The sequence below is a fragment of the Escherichia sp. 20412-1 genome (genome assembly GCF_003027595.1).
In the GTDB taxonomy this organism is placed as follows: Bacteria; Pseudomonadota; Gammaproteobacteria; order Enterobacterales; family Enterobacteriaceae; genus Escherichia; species Escherichia marmotae.
Window position 1 is genome coordinate 116,454 of sequence record NZ_PYQM01000002.1, and the last position, 19,216, is coordinate 135,669.

Genomic DNA, 19,216 nt, shown 5'->3' on the forward strand with positions numbered 1-19,216 from the left:
AAGGTTTACGCTTTACGTATAGTGACGACAATTTTTTTTATCGGGAAATCTCAATGATCAGTTTGATTGCGGCGCTAGCGGTAGATCGCGTTATCGGCATGGAAAACGCCATGCCGTGGAATCTGCCTGCCGATCTCGCCTGGTTTAAACGTAACACCTTAAATAAACCTGTGATTATGGGTCGCCATACCTGGGAATCCATTGGTCGCCCGTTACCTGGACGCAAGAATATTGTCATTAGCAGCCAGCCGGGTACGGATGATCGCGTAATGTGGGTGAAATCGGTTGATGAAGCCATCGCTGCCTGTGGTGACGTACCGGAGATTATGGTGATTGGCGGCGGTCGCGTATACGAGCAGTTTCTGCCGAAAGCGCAAAAACTGTATCTGACGCATATCGATGCGGAAGTAGAAGGCGACACCCATTTCCCGGATTACGAGCCGGATGACTGGGAATCGGTGTTCAGCGAGTTCCACGACGCCGATGCGCAGAACTCTCACAGCTATTGCTTTGAGATTCTGGAACGGCGGTAAGTTTGTATAGAATTGACGGCTAGTGCCGGATGCGACGCCGGTCGCGTCTTATCCGGCCTTCCTGTATCAGGCTGTGTTTAAGACGCCGCCGCTTCCCCCATATCCTTGTGCCGGTTCGACGGCTGGACAAAATACTGCTTATCTTCCCAGCGCAGGCAGGTTAATGAACCGCCCCAGCAGCAACCGGTATCCAGCGCGTAAATGCCTTCCGGTGTGCCTTTTCCTTCCAGCGATGCCCAGTGACCAAACACAATGTTGTACTCTTCGCTAACTGGCCCAGGAATGGTAAACCACGGTTTCAACGGTGCAGGTGCGTCTTCCGGCGACTCTTTGCTGTACATATCCAGTTGACCGTTCGGGAAGCAAAAACGCATCCGGGTAAATGCGTTGGTGATAAAACGCAGTCGCGCCAGACCACGTAACTCTGGCGTCCAGTTGTTCGGCATGTCGCCGTACATGGCGTCAAGGAAGAAAGGATAGGAGTCACTCGACAACACCGCTTCTACGTCGTGAGCACACTCTTTGGCGGTCTCTAAGTCCCATTGCGGCGTGATCCCCGCATGGGCCATCACCAGTTTTTTCTCTTCGTCGATTTGCAGTAAAGGCTGACGGCGTAGCCAGTTAAGTAACTCGTCGGCGTCAGGTGCTTCCAGTAAAGGAGTCAGGCGATCTTTCGGCTTGTTGCGGCTGATTCCGGCGAATACCGCCAGAAGGTGTAAATCGTGATTGCCCAGTACCAGACGCACGCTGTCACCTAATGATTTCACGTAGCGCAGGACATCCAGCGAACCAGGGCCGCGCGCGACCAGGTCGCCCGTCAGCCAGAGGGTATCTTTCCCAGGGGTAAATTCTATTTTGTGTAGCAATGCGATCAGTTCATCGTAACAGCCATGAACATCGCCAATAAGGTATGTCGCCATATTATTTTAATGAATGAGTATTGGAACGGAGAGTCGGAATACGGGAATATCGATGCTGAACGGAACGCCGTTTTCATCGATCATTTCGTAGTGACCCTGCATGGTGCCCATCGGTGTTTCGATAATCGCACCGCTGGTGTACTGGTACTCTTCGCCAGGGGCGATATGTGGCTGGACGCCCACCACACCTTCGCCCTGGACTTCGGTTTCACGGCCATTGCCGTTAGTGATCAGCCAGTAACGTCCCAACAACTGCACTGGCGCTCGCCCCAGGTTGCGTATGGTTACAGTATAAGAAAAAACGTAACGCTCATTATCAGGTGAAGACTGCGCTTCAATGTAAACACTTTGAACCTGAATACACACTCGGGGCGAATTGATCATCGTTAACTCTCCTGCAAAGGCGCGTTCTCCGCCAGATAGTTCGCCATCTGGCAATATTGCGCGACAGAGATGTTTTCCGCTCGCATCGCCGGGTCGATGCCCATTCCTGTTAACACCTCGACGCTAAACAGATTGCCGAGACTGTTACGAATGGTTTTACGACGCTGGTTAAAGGCTTCGGTGGTGATACGGCTTAACACGCGAACATCTTTAACCGGGTAAGGCATCGTTGCATGAGGAACCAGGCGCACGACGGCGGAATCCACTTTTGGTGGTGGTGTAAAGGCTGATGGCGGTACTTCCAGCACCGGGATCACGTTGCAATAATATTGCGCCATGACGCTTAATCGACCATACGCTTTGCTGTTCGGTCCTGCAACCAGACGATTCACCACCTCTTTTTGCAACATAAAGTGCATGTCGGCAATGGCATCAGTATAGCTAAACAGATGGAACATCAACGGTGTGGAGATGTTATATGGCAGGTTACCGAAAACACGTAGCGGCTGACCCATTTTCTCGGCCAGTTCACCGAAGTTAAAGGTCATTGCATCCTGCTGATAAATCGTCAGTTTCGGGCCTAAGAACGGATGCGTTTGCAGACGTGCCGCCAGATCGCGGTCAAGTTCGATGACCGTCAGTTGATCCAGACGCTCACCGACAGGCTCGGTCAACGCTGCCAGACCGGGGCCGATTTCGACCATCGCCTGACCCTTCTGCGGGTTAATGGCAGAAACAATGCTGTCGATCACGAACTGATCGTTGAGAAAGTTTTGCCCGAAGCGTTTACGGGCTAAGTGGCCCTGGTGGACTCGTTTATTCATTGGGTATTAACAATCATTTTGATGGCGAGATTAAGCGCCGTAATAAAACTGCCGACATCAGCTTTGCCACGTCCCGCCAGTTCCAGCGCGGTGCCGTGGTCAACAGATGTGCGAATAAAGGGCAGGCCCAGCGTAATGTTCACACCGCGCCCGAAGCCCTGGTATTTTAGCACGGGAAGACCCTGATCGTGGTACATCGCCAGCACCGCGTCGGCGTTGTCGAGATATTTAGGCTGAAACAGGGTATCGGCAGGCAGCGGCCCGTTGAGTTTCATCCCCTGCGCCCGTAACTCGTCGAGCACTGGAATGATGGTATCTATCTCTTCCGTGCCCATATGACCGCCTTCGCCCGCATGCGGATTCAGGCCACAGACCAGAATCCGCGGTTCGGCAATACCAAATTTCGTACGCAAATCGTGATGTAAAATAGCAATCACTTCGTGCAGAAGTTGTGGGGTGATGGCGTCAGCAATATCGCGCAGCGGTAAATGCGTGGTTGCCAGCGCGACGCGAAGTTCTTCGGTTGCCAGCATCATCACCACTTTTTTCGCCTGCGAGCGTTCTTCGAAAAACTCGGTATGACCGGTAAACGGAATACCGGCGTCGTTAATGACGCCTTTATGCACCGGCCCGGTGATCAGCGCGGCAAATTCACCGTTCAGGCAGCCATCGCACGCTCGCGCCAGCGTCTCCACCACATAATGCCCATTTTCAACCGCTAATTGACCCACAGTTACAGATGCACGTAGCGCGACAGGAAGCAGCGTTAATGTGCCCGCAGTTTGCGGTTGCGCAGGGGAGTTGGGGGAATAAGGGCGGAGGGTAAGCGGCAAACCGAGCATCGCTGCCCGGTCGGTAAGGAGAGTGGTATCGGCACAAACAACCAGTTCGACCGGCCACTCACGTTGTGCAAGCTGGACAACTAAGTCCGGGCCAATCCCGGCTGGCTCGCCGGGAGTGATCACAACACGTTGGGTTTTAACCATTAGTTGCTCAAAATTTTCACATAGGCGCTGGCGCGTTGTTCCTGCATCCAGCTTGCTGCTTCTTCCGAGAACTTACGGTTCATCAGCATCCGGTAAGCACGATCTTTCTGCGCCGCATCGGTTTTATCAACATTACGGGTATCCAGCAGTTCGATTAAATGCCAGCCGAATGAAGAGTGAACCGGTGCGCTCATTTGACCTTTGTTCAGACGGGTCAGCGCGTCACGGAAGGCCGGATCAAAAATATCTGGCGTAGCCCAGCCGAGATCGCCGCCCTGGTTAGCAGAGCCGGGATCCTGGGAGAACTCTTTCGCCGCAGCGGCAAACGTGGTTTTGCCACTCTTGATATCGGCAGCAATCTGTTCCAGTTTCACGCGGGCCTGTTCGTCAGTCATGATCGGAGATGGTTTCAGCAGAATATGGCGAGCGTGTACTTCGGTCACCGAGATATTTTTGCTTTCGCCGCGCAGGTCGTTAACTTTCAGAATGTGAAAGCCGACGCCGGAACGAATCGGACCAACAATATCGCCTTTCTTCGCGGTACTTAATGCCTGGGCGAAAATCCCTGGCAGTTCCTGAATGCGGCCCCAGCCCATCTGGCCACCGTTCAGCGCCTGCTGATCGGCAGAGTGAGCGATCGCCAGCTTACCGAAATCAGCGCCGTTACGAGCCTGATCGACAATGGCGCGCGCCTGCGTTTCCGCTTCGTTCACCTGCTCAGAAGACGGATTTTCCGGCAGCGGGATCAGGATGTGGCTCAAGTTCAGTTCAGTGCTGGCATCATTCTGATTACCGACCTGCTGCGCCAGAGCTTCAACTTCCTGCGGCAGGATAGTGATGCGACGACGTACTTCGTTGTTACGCACTTCAGAGATAATCATCTCTTTGCGGATCTGGTTACGATAGGTGTTGTAGTTCAGTCCATCGTAGGCCAGACGGCTGCGCATCTGATCCAGCGTCATGTTGTTCTGTTTGGCAATGTTAGCAATCGCCTGATCGAGCTGCTCATCGGAGATTTTTACTCCCATTTTCTGCCCCATCTGCAGGAGGATTTGATCCATGATCAAACGCTCCATGATTTGGTGGCGCAGTGTCGCGTCATCAGGAAGTTGCTGCCTTGCCTGGGCGGCATTCATTTTTACCGACTGCATTAATCCATCAACGTCGCTTTCCAGCACGACGCCGTTATTGACGACGGCTGCGACTTTATCGACTACCTGGGGGGCAGCAAAACTGGTATTCGCGATCATCGCGATACCGAGAAGCAGCGTTTTCCAGTTCTTCATACTTTTTCCATTTCAATTAACCGCACTGCGGATTACGTGGTAAATCAACAAATCACAAAGAGTTTTGATACGGCAGAATGTTCGAACGTAGCATCTCTTGCGTACCCAGACCGTAGTTGGAACTCAGGCCGCGCAGTTCGATGTTAAAGCCGATTGCGTTGTCATATACCGCATGTTGTTTATCGTTATCCCAACCGTTCAGCTTCCGCTCGTAACCGACGCGAATCGCATAGCAGCAGGAGCTGTATTGCACACCTAACATTGAGTCGGCCTGCTTGTTCGCATTGGTATCGTAGTAGTAGGCTCCAACGATTGACCAACGATCGGCAATCGGCCAACTGGCGACGGCACCTACCTGCGAAATACCGTTCTTATACTGTTCGGCAGTGGAATAGTATTTAGGCAATGTAGCCTGAATATATTCCGGGCTGGCGTAACGGTAGTTGAACTGCACCAGACGGTCTTCATCCCGACGGTATTCAATGCTGGAGCTACTGGTTGCTACGTTATCCAGACGAGTATCGTACTGAATCCCGCCACGCAGCCCCCAACGCTCGGAGATGCGCCAGTAAGTATCGCCTGCCCATACCAGTGAGCCAGTTTTGTCGTCATTCTCCCATTTTATGTTGTCATCGCCGGTGCGAGACTCCGTGAAATAGTAGATTTGACCAACGGAAATATTAAAACGTTCAACGGCAGCATCATCATATATGCGAGATGTGACACCGGTCGTCACCTGGTTAGCGGAAGAAATACGGTCAAGACCGCCGTAAGTCCGGTCCCGGAACAGGCCCGAGTAGTCGGATTGCAACAAAGCAGAATCGTAGTTGTAGATATCGCTCTGATCGCGATACGGCACGTACAGATATTGCGCGCGCGGTTCCAGCGTTTGGGTGTAACCCGGTGCCAGCATTTCCATATCGCGTTCAAAGACCATTTTGCCGTCAACTTTGAATTGCGGCATCACACGGTTAACGGATTCGTCCAGCTTGGTCGTGTTTCTGGAGTTATACCAGTCAAGATTGGTTTGCTGATAATGGGTTGCCAGCAACTTCGCTTCGGTATTGATGCTGCCCCAGTTATTAGAGAGCGGCAAATTGATGGTCGGTTCCAGGTGAACACGGGTTGCTTCAGGCATGTCGTCTCTGGTGTTAACAAAGTGCACAGCCTGGCCGTAAATACGCGTATCAAACGGACCAACATCATTCTGGTAGTAGTTAACGTCTAACTGCGGCTCTGCCGAGTAGCTACTGGTGTTTTGCTCGCTGAAGACCTGGAACTGCTTGGTTGAAACGGTGGCATTGAAGTTTTGCACCGCATAGCCAACGCTGAATTTTTGCGTTGCGTAACCATCAGTACTGGAACCGTACTTGTTATCGAAATCATTGAAATAGGTAGGGTCGCTAACTTTGGTGTAGTCAATGTTAAAGCGCCACACCTGATCCATGACCCCGGAGTGTTGCCAGTAGAACAACCAACGACGTGAATTGCTATCTTCTGGATGTTCATCTTCATAGACTTTATCCGAAGGTAGATAGTCCAGCTCCATCAAGCCAGCACCCGCCTGGGTGAGATAACGGAATTCGTTTTCCCACATAATGTTGCCACGACGATGCATATAATGCGGCGTGATGGTGGCATCCATATTTGGCGCGATGTTCCAGTAATATGGCAGGTAGAACTCAAAATAGTTGGTAGATGTGTACTTGGCGTTCGGGATCAAGAAACCTGAACGGCGTTTGTCACCCACCGGTAACTGCAGATACGGGCTATAAAAGATCGGAACCGGACCCACTTTAAAGCGGGCGTTCCAGATCTCTGCGACTTGTTCTTCGCGGTCATGAATAATTTCGCTACCTACCACGCTCCATGTATCAGAACCAGGCAGACAGGAGGTAAAGCTACCGTTATCCAGAATGGTGTAGCGGTTTTCGCCACGCTGTTTCATCAGGTCCGCCTTACCGCGCCCCTGGCGACCCACCATCTGGTAATCACCTTCCCAGACGTTGGTATCTTTGGTGTTCAGATTCGTCCAACCTTTCGGCCCCTTGAGGATCACCTGGTTATCGTCGTAATGGACGTTACCGAGCGCATCAACGGTACGTACAGGTTCCGGTTGTCCTGGTGCCTCTTTTTGATGGAGCTGCACTTCGTCGGCCTGCAGACGGCTGTTACCTTGCATGATATCCACGCTGCCAGTAAACACGGCGTCATCGGGGTAATTCCCCTTTGCATGGTCAGCATTAATCGTCACGGGTAAGTCGTTAGTATCGCCCTGTACCAGAGGACGGTCATAGCTTGGCACGCCCAACATACACTGTGAGGCGAGGTCGGCTGCCAGTCCCTGTTGACTATAAAGGGCGGTGGCAATCATGGTGGCCAGGAGAGTGGGGATACGTTTTTTCATACGTTGATTTTATTGTTCCATCATCGGTAACGTTGCGCGTGACAAACGGTCAGAGACTAACGTACTCGTCATCTCTACGCTAGTGTTAATCCTGTCCGAATAGCGTCAGTGGTGTTAGGCACGGCATTGAATGACAGGTATGATAATGCAAATTATAGGCGATGTCCCACAATTGACCGCAGCCGGAAAACGGTAAAAGCACCTTTATATTGTGGGAGATAGCCCTGATATCCGTCTGTCGATTTGGGGAATATATGCAGTATTGGGGAAAAATCATTGGCGTGGCCGTGGCCTTACTGATGGGCGGCGGCTTTTGGGGCGTTATATTAGGTCTGTTAATCGGCCATATGTTTGATAAAGCCCGCGGCCGCAAAATGGCGTGGTTCGCCAACCAGCGTGAGCGTCAGGCGCTGTTTTTTGCCACCACGTTTGAAGTGATGGGGCATTTAACCAAATCCAAAGGACGTGTTACTGAGGCTGATATTCATGTCGCCACATTGCTCATGGATCGGATGAATTTACACGGCGCTTCCCGTACAGCGGCGCAAAATGCGTTCCGGGTCGGAAAATCAGACAATTACCCACTGCGCGAAAAGATGCGACAGTTTCGCAGTGTCTGCTTTGGTCGTTTTGACTTAATTCGTATGTTTCTGGAGATCCAGATTCAGGCGGCGTTTGCCGATGGTTCGCTGCATCCAAATGAACGCGCAGTGCTGTATGTGATTGCCGAAGAGTTAGGGATCTCCCGCGCCCAGTTTGACCAGTTCTTGCGTATGATGCAGGGCGGTGCGCAGTTTGGTGGCGGTTATCAGCAACAGTCTGGCGGTGGCAACTGGCAGCAGGCGCAACGAGGCCCGACGCTGGAAGATGCCTGTAATGTGCTGGGTGTGAAGCCGACGGATGAGGCGACCACCATTAAACGTGCCTACCGTAAGCTAATGAGCGAACATCATCCGGATAAGCTGGTGGCGAAAGGTCTACCGCCGGAGATGATGGAGATGGCGAAACAGAAAGCACAGGAAATTCAGCAAGCGTATGAGCTGATTAAGCAGCAGAAAGGATTTAAATAAGTTTCAAATTGTAGGCCTGATAAGACGCGGCCCGCGTCGCATCAGGCAATCGGCGCAAAATTGCCGGATGCGGCGTGAACGCCTTCTCCGGCCTACCGAACTTCGCCAGCGTGACGATTAAAAATCCGCTGGCGCTTTAAACGTCATACTATTGCCATATGCCGGATGGGTAATCGTCAACATCTCTGCATGTAACAATAACCGCGGTGCCATCGCTCTCGCTTCTGGTGAAGCATAAAAACGATCGCCAAGAATCGGATGACCCAGCGCCAGCATATGCACACGTAGCTGATGAGAACGTCCGGTAATCGGCTTTAACACCACTCTTGCGGTGTTATCCGCCGCATACTCCACCACTTCATATTCCGTCTGCGCAGGCTTACCCGTTTCGTAACAGACTTTCTGTTTCGGGCGGTTTGGCCAGTCGCAAATCAGTGGCAGATCGACCAGACCTTCGGCGGGGGATGGATGCCCCCAGACGCGAGCCACATACTGCTTTTTCGGCTCGCGCTCGCGGAACTGACGTTTTAATTCTCGCTCCGCGGCTTTAGTCAGCGCCACTACAATCACGCCGCTGGTGGCCATATCCAGGCGATGTACCGATTCCGCCTGCGGATAATCACGCTGAATGCGCGTCATCACGCTGTCTTTGTGCTCCTCCAGACGCCCCGGCACAGACAACAACCCACTCGGCTTGTTGACCACCATAATGTGATCATCCTGATACAGGACAACCAGCCAGGGTTCCTGCGGCGGATTGTAGTTTTCCATCCCCATCTTCGGCTCCGTTACTGATGCGTTACAACGATCAAACGCAGGGCATCCAGACGCCAGCCTGCCTGATCCAGACTTTCCATAACCTGCTGACGGTTGCTCTCAATGGCAGCCAGTTCGTCGTCACGAATGTTCGGGTTAACCGCGCGCAGTGCTTCCAGACGCGACAGTTCCGCAGACAGTTTTTCGTCGGCTTCGTTACGTGCCGCATCAATCAATGCACGGGCAGACTTCTCAATCTGCGCTTCGCCCAGTTGCAGAATGGCGTGAACCTCTTGTTGCACAGCGTTAACCAGCTTGCTACCGGTGTGGCGATTCACTGCGTTAAGCTGACGGTTGAAGGTTTCAAACTCTACCTGCGCCGCCAGGTTGTTGCCGTTTTTATCCAGCAGCATACGCACTGGTGTCGGCGGCAGGAAGCGGTTGAGTTGCAACTGCTTCGGTGCCTGTGCTTCAACCACGTAAATCAGCTCCAGCAACAGCGTGCCTACAGGCAGCGCTTTGTTTTTTAGCAGCGAAATCGTGCTACTGCCGGTATCGCCAGAAAGGATCAGATCCAGACCGTTGCGGATCAGCGGATGCTCCCAGGTAATAAACTGTGCATCTTCACGCGCCAGCGCTACTTCACGGTCGAAGGTGATGGTAATACCGTCTTCCGACAAACCCGGGAAGTCCGGCACCAGCATATGATCGGAAGGCGTCAGTACGATCAGGTTGTCGCCACGATCGTCCTGGTTGATACCAATAATATCGAACAGGTTCATGGCGAAGGCGATCAGGTTGGTATCGTCATCCTGTTCTTCAATGCTTTCAGCCAGCGCCTGGGCTTTTTCGCCGCCGTTGGAATGGATCTCCAGCAGACGGTCACGGCCCTGCTCCAGTTGCGCTTTCAGGGCTTCATGTTGCTCGCGGCAATTTTTGATCAACTCATCAAAGCCTTCGGTTTGATCCGGTGAAGCCAGGTAGTTAATCAGATCGTTGTACACACTATCGTAGATAGCGCGTCCGGTCGGGCAGGTGTGCTCGAATGCATCCAGACCTTCGTGATACCAGCGCACCAGTACCGACTGGGCTGTTTTCTCCAGATAAGGTACGTGGATCTGAATATCGTGCGCCTGACCGATACGATCCAGACGACCAATACGCTGTTCCAGCAGATCCGGGTTGAACGGCAGATCGAACATCACCATGTGGCTGGCGAACTGGAAGTTACGCCCTTCAGAACCGATTTCTGAGCACAGCAGTACCTGCGCGCCGGTGTCTTCTTCTGCAAACCAGGCGGCAGCGCGGTCACGTTCGATAATCGACATGCCTTCGTGGAACACGGCTGCGCGGATACCTTCACGCTCGCGCAGTACCTGCTCCAGTTGCAGCGCGGTGGCAGCTTTGGCGCAGATCACCAGCACTTTCTGCGAGCGGTGGCTGGTCAGGTAGCCCATCAACCACTCAACGCGCGGATCGAAGTTCCACCAGGTGGCGTTATCGCCTTCAAATTCCTGATAAATACGTTCCGGGTAGAGCATATCGCGAGCGCGATCTTCCGCACTCTTACGTGCGCCCATAATGCCGGACACTTTAATTGCCGTCTGATACTGCGTCGGCAGCGGCAGCTTAATGGTGTGCAGTTCGCGTTTCGGGAAGCCTTTTACGCCATTACGCGTGTTACGGAACAGCACGCGGCTGGTGCCGTGGCGATCCATCAGCATGGAAACCAGCTCCTGACGGGCGCTCTGGGCATCTTCACTGTCGCTGTTTGCGGCCTGCAATAGCGGTTCGATGTCCTGCTCGCCAATCATTTCACCTAACATGTTCAGCTCGTCGTTGCTCAGTTTGTTACCAGCCAGCAGCATGGCAACGGCATCGGCCACCGGACGATAATTTTTTTGCTCTTCGACGAATTGCGCGAAATCGTGGAAACGGTTCGGGTCCAGCAGACGCAGGCGGGCAAAGTGGCTTTCCATCCCCAGTTGTTCCGGGGTTGCGGTCAGCAGCAGAACGCCAGGCACATGCTCTGCCAGTTGTTCAATGGCCTGATATTCACGGCTCGGCGCATCTTCGCTCCACACCAGGTGGTGCGCTTCATCGACAACCAGAAGATCCCATTCGGCTTCGCACAGATGTTCCAGACGCTGTTTGCTGCGGCGGGCAAAATCTAGCGAGCAAATCACCAGTTGTTCGGTATCGAACGGGTTGTAGGCGTCGTGCTGGGCTTCGGCGTAACGCTCGTCATCAAACAGCGCAAAACGCAGGTTGAAGCGGCGCAGCATTTCTACCAGCCACTGATGTTGCAAGGTTTCCGGCACGATAATCAGCACACGCTCGGCAGCGCCAGACAGTAGTTGCTGATGCAGGATCATCCCGGCTTCAATGGTTTTCCCTAAACCGACTTCGTCAGCCAGCAGGACACGCGGCGCATGGCGGCGGCCGACATCATGCGCGATGTTGAGCTGATGCGGGATCAGGCTGGTACGCTGACCGCGCAGGCCACTGTACGGCATACGGAACTGTTCGCTGGAATACTTACGCGCGCGATAACGCAACGCAAAGCGGTCCATACGGTCAATCTGCCCGGCAAACAGACGATCCTGCGGTTTGCTGAACACCAGCTTGCTATCAAGGAAAACTTCACGCAGAGCCACGCCGGACTCTTCGGTATCCAGGCGAGTACCGATATAGGTCAGCAAGCCATTTTCTTCTTTTACTTCTTCGACTTGCATCTGCCAGCCGTCATGGCTGGTAATGGTATCACCAGGGTTGAACATCACGCGGGTCACGGGAGAATCACTGCGTGCATACAGACGGTTTTCACCAGTAGATGGGAAAAGTAAAGTGACAGTTCGCGCATCCACCGCGACAACGGTTCCAAGTCCTAATTCGCTTTCTGTATCGCTGATCCAGCGTTGACCAAGTGTAAAAGGCATATGTGTTTGGCTCTATATCTTTAATTGCAGGCAATAACTACCCGCTACCAAGCTAATGCGGTAGTGGTGTTATTCAGGTCCAGGAATGGAAAGGGCGCTATGGTACTGGATGGCGGCGCTTTCGTCACGCATCAAAATGGCATCTGACGAACTCTTTTTTTGCTCAAAATAGCCCAAGTTGCCCGGTCATAAGTGTAGCAAAATTATCCTCAATAAAGGGGAGTATTCCTTCCGCCACAGGTTGAAGCTGGCGGGTCAGATAGTGTTCGTAATCCAGCGGCGAACGTTGATAGTCCAGCGGCTCCGGGCCGTTGGTGGTCCATACGTACTTAATGGTGCCGCGGTTCTGGTATTGCAAGGGGCGGCCGCGCTTTTGGTTTTCTTCATCGGCAAGGCGAGCAGCGCGTACGTGAGGCGGCACATTTCGTTGATATTCGCTTAGCGGGCGGCGGAGCCGTTTACGGTAAACCAGTCGGGCATCCAGTTCGCCCGCCATCAGTTTGTCGATAGTTTCGCGCACGTATTCCTGATACGGTTCATTGCGAAAGACACGCAAATACAGCTCCTGCTGAAACTGCTGAGCCAGCGGTGTCCAGTCGGTACGCACGGTTTCCAGTCCTTTAAACACCATCCGTTGCTTGTCGCCTTCCTGAATCAGCCCGGCATAACGCTTTTTACTGCCGGTATCAGCTCCGCGAATGGTAGGCATCAGAAAACGGCAGAAATGTGTTTCATACTCCAGTTCCAGTGCGCTGGTCAGCCGTTGTTTTTGCAGCGTTTCCGCCCACCAGGCGTTAACGTGCTGTACCAGTGCGCGACCGATTTTCGCCGCCTCTTCTTCGCAATGTGCGCCTTTCAGCCAGACAAATGTTGAGTCGGTGTCACCGTAGATCACGTCATAACCCTGTGCTTCAATTAACGCTTTGGTTTGTCGCATGATCTGATGGCCGCGCATGGTGATCGACGACGCCAGGCGCGGATCGAAGAATCGACAGGCGGTGGTGCCGAGCACGCCATAAAAGGCATTCATAATGATCTTCAGCGCCTGCGACAGCGGCTTATTGCCCTGGCGTTTGGCTTCATCACGCCCGTGCCAGATGTTAGTCACAATCTCCGGCAGGCAATGTTTCTCCCGCGAAAACCACGCATCGAGAAAACCTTCTGTGCTGTGCTCTGGATCAGGCTGCGCCATGCCTTCCACCAACCCGACGGGATCAATCAGAAAGGTGCGGATGATCGACGGGTACAGGCTTTTGTAGTCCAGCACCAACACCGAATCATAAAGTCCGGGTCGTGAATCCATCACATAGCCGCCAGGGCTGGCGTGAGGCGGCACTTCACCGAGATTGGGGGCGACATATCCGGCGCGATGCATACGCGGAAAATAGAGATGACCAAACGCAGCCACCGAACCGCCGTGCCTGTCAACCGGCAGGCCGTTCACCGTCGCTCGTTCGAGTAAAAATGGCATGATCTCGGTTTTATGGAAGATCTGTGTGACCAGTTCGCAATCTTTCAGGTTATAAGTCGCCAGTGCAGGCTTATCTTCGGTGAAACGGCGGTCAATTTCGTCCATGCGATCCCACGGGTTATCGATAGATTTGCCTTCGCCTAACAATTCCTGGGCAACGGTTTCCAGCGAAAACGAAGAGAAATTCCAGAACGCAGATTTCAGCGCTTCAATACCATCGATAATCAGCCGACCTTTGGCCTGGGCGAAAAAGACACCGTTTTTAAAGCCGTGCTCGCGCCACTCCAGCTCACTGTTATCGCGCCCCAGACGCAGGGGAATGCGATAACGCTCGGCATGTTTTTGCAGCATCCGTAGATCGAACTGCACTACGTTCCAGCCGATGATCACATCCGGATCGTGAGTTGCAAACCAGGCGTTGAGTTTTTCCAGTAGTTGCGGACGGCTGGCAACATACTCCAGATCGAAATTGAGCGCGGAGGCGTCGCCATTCTCTGGCCCCAGCATATAAACGATTCGCTGCCCGCAACCTTCCAGGCCGATACAGTACAGCTCACCGTGGCGGGTGGTTTCAATATCAATAGAAACCCACTTGAGCGGCGGACGATAGTCGGGATTAGGTTTCAGACGGGCGTTGACGATAGCGCCATCACGGAAATCACCGTCGACCCACACCGGAGCGGTGATAAAACGCTCCATCAGATAACGTTCTGGCGGACGCACATCGGCCTCGTAAACGGTGACGCCAGCTTCACGCAGGCGCTTTTCGTAATTCATCAACTGGCGATGGGCGCGACAGTAAAGGCCATGCACTGGCTGGCGGTGAAAATCCTTTAACGCCAGCGGCGTCAGACGAAATCCTTGCTCACTTTGCAAAATGAGCTGGGCGCGGAGAACCTGATCGGTGGGAATAAACGCCACGGATTCTTGCGGCGCAAGCGTAACGTGCAACGGCCCGTTGTCCGTCGCTAACCAAAAGGAAACTTCGGTTCCTTGCGGGGTATCCCGCCAGTGTCGGGTTAAGATAAAACCTGCCTGCGCCACGCTGAAAATCCATCAAAAAACCAGGCTTGAGTATAGCCTGGTTTCGGTCGATTGGCTGTGGTTTTATACAGTCATCACTGCCCGTAATACGCCTTCGCGCCATGTTTACGCAGGTAGTGCTTGTCCAGCAGCGTTTGCTGCATATCCGGTAACCGTGGCGCTAACTGGCGGCAGAAAATCCCCATATAAGCGACTTCTTCCAGCACGATGGCGTTGTGTACCGCATCTTCGGCGTTTTTACCCCACGCAAACGGGCCGTGAGAATGCACCAGCACGCCAGGCATTTGCGCCGCATCGATACCCTGTTTTTCGAAGGTTTCGACGATGACATTACCGGTTTCCCACTCATATTCGCCGTTGATTTCCGCATCGGTCATTTTGCGGGTGCAGGGAATGGTGCCGTAGAAATAGTCGGCGTGGGTAGTGCCAGTTGCCGGGATTGACTGGCCTGCCTGTGCCCAGATCGTGGCATGGCGGGAGTGGGTGTGCACAATGCCGCCGATGGACGGGAATGCCTGATAGAGCAGCCGGTGAGTTGGCGTGTCGGAGGAGGGCTTTTTCGTTCCTTCAACCACTTCACCGGTTTCGATGCTGACCACGACCATATCGTCGGCGGTCATGATGCTGTAATCGACGCCGGAAGGTTTGATCACAAAGACGCCGCGCTCGCGATCAACGGCGCTGACGTTGCCCCAGGTCAGTGTGACCAGGTTGTGTTTTGGGAGCGCCAGGTTGGCTTCTAATACCTGACGTTTGAGATCTTCTAACATGTTGACTCCTTCGTGCCGGATGCGCTTTGCTTATCCGGCCTACAAAATCAGCCTTCGGCTCGCAATCGCAGGCCTGATAAGACGCGCCAGCGTTGCATCAGGTGCTGAATGCCGGATGCGCTTTGCTTATCCGGCCTACAAAATCAGCCTTCGGCTCGTAATCGCAGGCCTGATAAGACGCGCCAGCGTTGCATCAGGTGCTGAATGCCGGATGCGCTTTGCTTATCCGGCCTACAAAATCAGCCTTCGGTTCGTAATCGCAGGCCTGATAAGACGCGCCAGCGTTGCATCAGGCGTTGCTTACCTGATGTCGCTAATTAGCGACGAAATCCGTAATACACTTCGTTCCAGCGCAGCGCGTCTTTAAACGCAGGCAGGCGGGTGTCGTTATCAATCACCGTGATTTCAATGTCGTGCATCTCGGCAAACTGGCGCATATCGTTCAGGTTCAGCGCATGACTGAAGACGGTATGGTGTGCGCCACCAGCGAGGATCCACGCTTCGGAAGCGGTTGGCAGATCCGGTTGCGCTTTCCACAGTGCATTCGCCACCGGCAGTTTCGGCAGGGAGTGCGGCGTTTTCACCGTATCGATGCAATTAACCAGCAGACGATAACGATCACCGAGATCAATCAGGCTGGCGACAATGGCCGGGCCAGTTTGAGTGTTGAAGATCAGGCGGGCAGGATCATCTTTACCGCCAATACCAAGGTGCTGAACGTCGAGGATCGGTTTCTCTTCCGCCGCGATCGACGGACAGACTTCCAGCATGTGGGAGCCGAGCACCAGGTCATTACCTTTCTCGAAATGATAGGTATAGTCCTCCATAAAGGAGGTGCCGCCCTGCAGACCGGTTGACATCACCTTCATGATGCGAAGCAGGGCGGCAGTTTTCCAGTCGCCTTCGCCCGCAAAGCCATAGCCCTGTTGCATCAGACGTTGTACGGCGAGACCAGGGAGTTGTTTCAGACCGTGCAGATCTTCAAAGGTGGTAGTGAACGCGTGGAAGCCACCTTGTTCCAGGAAACGCTTCATTCCCAGCTCAATCCGTGCCGCTTCCAGCACGTTCTGCCGTTTTTCACCGTGGATCTGTGTGGCAGGCGTCATGGTGTAGCTGCTTTCGTACTCATCAACCAGCGCGTTGACATCGCCATCGCTGATTGAGTTAACCACCTGCACCAGGTCGCCAACCGCCCAGGTATTAACGGAGAAACCGAACTTGATCTGCGCGGCAACTTTATCGCCGTCAGTGACCGCCACTTCACGCATATTGTCGCCAAAGCGGCAGACTTTCAGATGACGGGTATCCTGTTTAGACACAGCCTGGCGCATCCAGGAGCCGATACGTTCATGAGCTTGTTTATCCTGCCAGTGACCGGTGACCACGGCATGTTGCTGGCGCATACGAGCGCCGATGAAGCCGAACTCGCGGCCGCCGTGTGCGGTCTGGTTCAGGTTCATAAAGTCCATATCGATGCTGTCCCACGGTAATGCAGCGTTAAACTGGGTGTGGAATTGCAGCAGTGGTTTGTTGAGGATGGTCAATCCGTTGATCCACATTTTGGCCGGGGAGAAAGTGTGCAGCCACACCACCAGACCCGCGCAACGATCGTCATAATTGGCGTCACGGCAAATCGCGGTGATTTCATCCGGCGTGGTGCCCAGTGGTTTCAGCACCAGTTTACAGGGCAGTTTCGCTTCCGTATTCAGCGCCTTAACGACGTGCTCGGCATGTTGGGTGACCTGACGCAGGGTTTCCGGGCCATACAGATGCTGGCTGCCAATGACAAACCACACTTCATAATTATCAAAAATCGTCATTATCGTGTCCTTATAGAGTCGGAACGGCCTGGGCAGCCTGTGCCGGGGCAGAAGTTGGAAGATAGTGTTGTTCGGCGCTCATCGCCCACTGCTGATAGCGGCGATAAAGCTGTTCAAAGTGTTGTGCCTGTTCGCTGCGCGGTTGCAGCGTTTTCTCGACCGCGCTGGCCATTTTTTGTTGTGCTGATGGGATATCTGAGTGCACTTTTGCAGCAACGGCGGCGAAAATCGCTGCGCCGAGCGCGCAGCACTGGTCAGAAGCGACAATTTGTAGCGGGCGATTCAGCACGTCGCAGCAGGCCTGCATAATGACCTGGTTTTTGCGGGCGATGCCGCCCAGCGCCATCACGTTATTGACGGCGATCCCCTGCCCGGTGAAGCACTCCATAATTGCGCGCGCGCCAAAGGCGGTAGCGGCAATCAAACCGCCAAACAGCAGAGGAGCATCGGTAGCGAGGTTCAGATCGGTAATCACCCCTTTCAGGCGTTGGTTAGCGTTTGGCGTGCGGCGACCGTTAAACCAGTCGAGTACCACCGGCAGGTGATCCAGAGACGGATTTTTGGCCCACGCCTCGGTCAGCGCAGGTAACAGTTGTTTCTGGCTGGCGTTGATTTGTTCTTTCAGTTCCGGATGCCGGGCGGCAAGTTGTTCCAGCGGCCAGCCGAGTACGCGACCAAACCAGGCGTAGATATCACCAAATGCTGACTGACCGGCCTCCAGGCCGATAAACCCAGGCACTACACTGCCATCAACCTGACCGCAAATACCTTTCACTGCGCGCTCGCCAACGCTGTGTTTGTCGGCAATGAGAATGTCGCAGGTAGAAGTACCGATCACTTTTACCAGTGCGTTAGGCTGTGCGCCCGCGCCGACCGCGCCCATATGGCAGTCAAACGCGCCACCAGAAATCACTACGCTTTCAGGCAGACCGAGACGCTGCGCCCATTCCGGGCATAAAGTGCCAACTGGAATATCGGCAGTCCAGGTGTCAGTAAACAGCGGGGAGGGCAAATGTCGATTGAGGAGCGGGTCCAACTCATCAAAGAAACTGGCTGGTGGAAGACCGCCCCAGCTTTCATGCCACAGTGATTTGTGTCCGGCGCTGCAACGCCCGCGACGGATATCTTGCGGGCGAGTGGTGCCAGAGAGCAGGGCTGGCACCCAGTCACATAGCTCAATCCATGACGCGGCTGATTGCGCCACGGCGCTGTCCTGGCGGGTAACGTGGAGTATTTTCGCCCAGAACCATTCGCTGGAATAAATACCGCCAATATAGCGAGAATAGTCAACTTTGCCGGGTGCGTGACACAAGCGGGTGATCTCTTCCGCTTCTTCAACCGCTGTGTGGTCTTTCCACAAGACGAACATCGCGTTCGGGTTTTCAGCAAACTCCGGGCGTAGCGCCAGCACGTTGCCGTCGGCGTCGATTGGTGCAGGCGTGGAGCCCGTGCTATCCACACCAATGCCGACCACATCCGCGCGTTGTTCGGCGTTAAGCTCTGCAAGCACAGTTTTTAGCGCCGCTTCCATTGACTCAATGTAGTCACGTGGATGATGACGGAACTGGTTATTTGGGGCATCACAAAATTGCCCTTCCTGCCAACGGGGATACCACTCTACGCTGGTGGCGATCTCTTCACCGGTGGCGCAGTCCACCGCCAAAGCTCGCACAGAATCACTGCCAAAATCGAGGCCAATTGCAATCGCCATCGTTTCACTCCATCCAAAAAAACGGGTATGGAGAAACAGTAGAGAGTTGCGATAAAAACAGTCAGGCAGTATTCGCTAATCTTATGGATAAAAATGCTATGGCATAGCAAAGTGTGACGCCGTGCAAATAATCAATGTGGACTTTTCTGCCGTCATTATAGACACTTTTGTTACGCGTTTTTGTCATGGCTTTCGGCCCCCTTTGTTACAAAATGCTTTTCACAAGCGGGGTTGCCGGTTGGATTAGCGAGAAGAGCCAGTAAAAGACGCAGTGACGGTAATGTCTGATGCAATA

14 protein-coding genes are annotated in these 19,216 nt (G+C 53.6%); 2 read left to right on the forward strand and 12 right to left on the reverse strand.

Features of this window, described 5'->3' with window-relative positions; genetic code table 11:
- The first annotated feature begins 53 nt into the window (after positions 1 to 53).
- Positions 54 to 533: a type 3 dihydrofolate reductase gene (gene folA, locus C7B16_RS02265; RefSeq protein WP_000624377.1), complete on the forward strand. Its 480-nt coding sequence runs from the start codon at positions 54 to 56 to the stop codon at positions 531 to 533.
- 77 nt (positions 534 to 610) lie between these two features.
- On the opposite strand, the gene apaH is transcribed toward folA, so the two are convergent.
- The 6 genes from apaH to lptD are packed head-to-tail and all read right to left on the reverse strand — an operon-like array spanning position 611 to position 7,340.
- Positions 611 to 1,453: a bis(5'-nucleosyl)-tetraphosphatase (symmetrical) ApaH gene (gene apaH, locus C7B16_RS02270; RefSeq protein ID WP_000257165.1), complete on the reverse strand. Its 843-nt coding sequence runs from the start codon at positions 1,451 to 1,453 to the stop codon at positions 611 to 613.
- A gap of 6 nt (positions 1,454 to 1,459) precedes the next feature.
- Complete coding sequence (gene apaG, locus C7B16_RS02275) at positions 1,460 to 1,837, reverse strand: Co2+/Mg2+ efflux protein ApaG (RefSeq protein WP_000610905.1); 378 nt, start codon at positions 1,835 to 1,837, stop codon at positions 1,460 to 1,462.
- 2 nt (positions 1,838 to 1,839) lie between these two features.
- Positions 1,840 to 2,661 (reverse strand): 16S rRNA (adenine(1518)-N(6)/adenine(1519)-N(6))-dimethyltransferase RsmA, encoded by an 822-nt coding sequence (rsmA, locus tag C7B16_RS02280; protein ID WP_001042778.1) that lies wholly within the window; start codon positions 2,659 to 2,661, stop codon positions 1,840 to 1,842.
- Entirely contained in the window at positions 2,658 to 3,647 is a 990-nt protein-coding gene (gene pdxA / locus C7B16_RS02285) for a 4-hydroxythreonine-4-phosphate dehydrogenase PdxA (protein WP_061091023.1), read from the reverse strand. Before pdxA ends, rsmA begins: the two co-directional genes overlap by 4 nt.
- On the reverse strand, positions 3,647 to 4,933 hold the full coding sequence (gene surA, locus C7B16_RS02290; protein WP_000800488.1) for a peptidylprolyl isomerase SurA: 1,287 nt from the start codon (positions 4,931 to 4,933) through the stop codon (positions 3,647 to 3,649). Before surA ends, pdxA begins: the two co-directional genes overlap by 1 nt.
- A 52-nt stretch (positions 4,934 to 4,985) precedes the next feature.
- Positions 4,986 to 7,340 (reverse strand): LPS assembly protein LptD, encoded by a 2,355-nt coding sequence (gene lptD, locus C7B16_RS02295; RefSeq protein ID WP_001517729.1) that lies wholly within the window; start codon positions 7,338 to 7,340, stop codon positions 4,986 to 4,988.
- Between the two features lie 254 nt (positions 7,341 to 7,594).
- Between lptD and djlA the strand changes: the two genes are divergently transcribed.
- Complete coding sequence (gene djlA / locus C7B16_RS02300) at positions 7,595 to 8,410, forward strand: co-chaperone DjlA (protein WP_001200563.1); 816 nt, start codon at positions 7,595 to 7,597, stop codon at positions 8,408 to 8,410.
- Between the two features lie 117 nt (positions 8,411 to 8,527).
- Here djlA and rluA read toward each other — a convergent pair whose 3' ends face one another.
- The 6 genes from rluA to araB all read right to left on the reverse strand — a co-directional run bounded on the left by rluA (position 8,528) and on the right by araB (position 18,921).
- Positions 8,528 to 9,187 carry a bifunctional tRNA pseudouridine(32) synthase/23S rRNA pseudouridine(746) synthase RluA gene (gene rluA, locus C7B16_RS02305; protein WP_000525208.1) on the reverse strand — a complete coding sequence of 220 codons (660 nt, stop codon included), beginning with the start codon at positions 9,185 to 9,187 and terminating at the stop codon, positions 8,528 to 8,530.
- Between the two features lie 11 nt (positions 9,188 to 9,198).
- Positions 9,199 to 12,105 (reverse strand): RNA polymerase-associated protein RapA, encoded by a 2,907-nt coding sequence (gene rapA / locus C7B16_RS02310; RefSeq protein WP_001116999.1) that lies wholly within the window; start codon positions 12,103 to 12,105, stop codon positions 9,199 to 9,201.
- Between the two features lie 163 nt (positions 12,106 to 12,268).
- Entirely contained in the window at positions 12,269 to 14,620 is a 2,352-nt protein-coding gene (gene polB, locus C7B16_RS02315) for a DNA polymerase II (RefSeq protein ID WP_107179313.1), read from the reverse strand.
- Positions 14,621 to 14,694: 74 nt separating this feature from the next.
- Complete coding sequence (araD, locus tag C7B16_RS02320; protein ID WP_000888659.1) at positions 14,695 to 15,390, reverse strand: L-ribulose-5-phosphate 4-epimerase; 696 nt, start codon at positions 15,388 to 15,390, stop codon at positions 14,695 to 14,697.
- A 317-nt stretch (positions 15,391 to 15,707) separates the two neighbouring features.
- Positions 15,708 to 17,210 carry an L-arabinose isomerase gene (gene araA, locus C7B16_RS02330; RefSeq protein ID WP_001517732.1) on the reverse strand — a complete coding sequence of 501 codons (1,503 nt, stop codon included), beginning with the start codon at positions 17,208 to 17,210 and terminating at the stop codon, positions 15,708 to 15,710.
- A 10-nt stretch (positions 17,211 to 17,220) separates the two neighbouring features.
- Complete coding sequence (gene araB / locus C7B16_RS02335; protein ID WP_000951828.1) at positions 17,221 to 18,921, reverse strand: ribulokinase; 1,701 nt, start codon at positions 18,919 to 18,921, stop codon at positions 17,221 to 17,223.
- Between the last annotated feature and the right edge of the window lie 295 nt (positions 18,922 to 19,216).

Coding starts and splice junctions, on each gene's coding strand:
- rapA (WP_001116999.1), bottom strand. CDS start 12,105: ATGCCTTTTACACTTGGTCAACGCTGGATCAGCGATACAGAAAGCGAA.
- araA (WP_001517732.1), bottom strand. CDS start 17,210: ATGACGATTTTTGATAATTATGAAGTGTGGTTTGTCATTGGCAGCCAG.
- apaH (WP_000257165.1), bottom strand. CDS start 1,453: ATGGCGACATACCTTATTGGCGATGTTCATGGCTGTTACGATGAACTG.
- rluA (WP_000525208.1), bottom strand. CDS start 9,187: ATGGGGATGGAAAACTACAATCCGCCGCAGGAACCCTGGCTGGTTGTC.
- lptD (WP_001517729.1), bottom strand. CDS start 7,340: ATGAAAAAACGTATCCCCACTCTCCTGGCCACCATGATTGCCACCGCC.
- surA (WP_000800488.1), bottom strand. CDS start 4,933: ATGAAGAACTGGAAAACGCTGCTTCTCGGTATCGCGATGATCGCGAAT.
- apaG (WP_000610905.1), bottom strand. CDS start 1,837: ATGATCAATTCGCCCCGAGTGTGTATTCAGGTTCAAAGTGTTTACATT.
- pdxA (WP_061091023.1), bottom strand. CDS start 3,647: ATGGTTAAAACCCAACGTGTTGTGATCACTCCCGGCGAGCCAGCCGGG.
- araB (WP_000951828.1), bottom strand. CDS start 18,921: ATGGCGATTGCAATTGGCCTCGATTTTGGCAGTGATTCTGTGCGAGCT.
- folA (WP_000624377.1), top strand. CDS start 54: ATGATCAGTTTGATTGCGGCGCTAGCGGTAGATCGCGTTATCGGCATG.
- djlA (WP_001200563.1), top strand. CDS start 7,595: ATGCAGTATTGGGGAAAAATCATTGGCGTGGCCGTGGCCTTACTGATG.
- rsmA (WP_001042778.1), bottom strand. CDS start 2,661: ATGAATAAACGAGTCCACCAGGGCCACTTAGCCCGTAAACGCTTCGGG.
- araD (WP_000888659.1), bottom strand. CDS start 15,390: ATGTTAGAAGATCTCAAACGTCAGGTATTAGAAGCCAACCTGGCGCTC.